Origin of the sequence: Blautia sp. HCP3S3_C4, assembly GCF_052064095.1 — a bacterium.
GTDB lineage: Bacteria > Bacillota > Clostridia > Lachnospirales > Lachnospiraceae > Blautia_A.
In genome coordinates this window covers 1-518 of record NZ_JBQHWF010000059.1, presented here as the reverse complement: position 1 = coordinate 518, position 518 = coordinate 1, and the positions used below count along the sequence as shown (strand labels likewise).

The 518-nt window shown below is 40.3% G+C and carries 1 pseudogene; it reads right to left on the bottom strand.

Annotated features, from left to right (window positions below):
• Positions 1–518, bottom strand: a pseudogene (locus ACTNC6_RS16170) (hypothetical protein); the annotation flags it as partial.

Sequence of the window (518 nt, the reverse complement as noted above, 5' to 3'; positions counted from 1 at the left end):
GTTCCATCCGGTCTCGTATGCGAAAACTTAATAGAAATTTCTCTTGCCCTCTGCATAGCGGCTCTGCTCAAGTCATCATTCGTTTGTACTAATGGCTTTCCATTCTTTGTTCTTTCAATATTTGTCAACCTGAAAATTTCTGCTGCAAACTGTTCTTCACTCATCTGCGGAGCAGGTGTTTCCTCCGGAATATACGGATTATCATTATCATCGTCTCCATCATCCCCGCTTGGTACAAATACCTTTACCCCATTCGCATCAAACTTTCCGCGTACACTATTACGGTTTACACATCCCACAACTGTGTATATATTGTCGCAGTTAGTATAAGGAAATTCATCAACATAAGATGTTCCTGTGGTGTTCCCAAGATAAAGCCATTCGGTGTTATTTTTGTTTCTGATGTATACGATATACTTATCAGCTCCACCAGCCTTTTTCCATGAAATGGTAACGCCTTCTGTATCCTTATCATAAGTTGCAGAAATAAGTTTAACTGTCTGCGGAACTGTAGATGC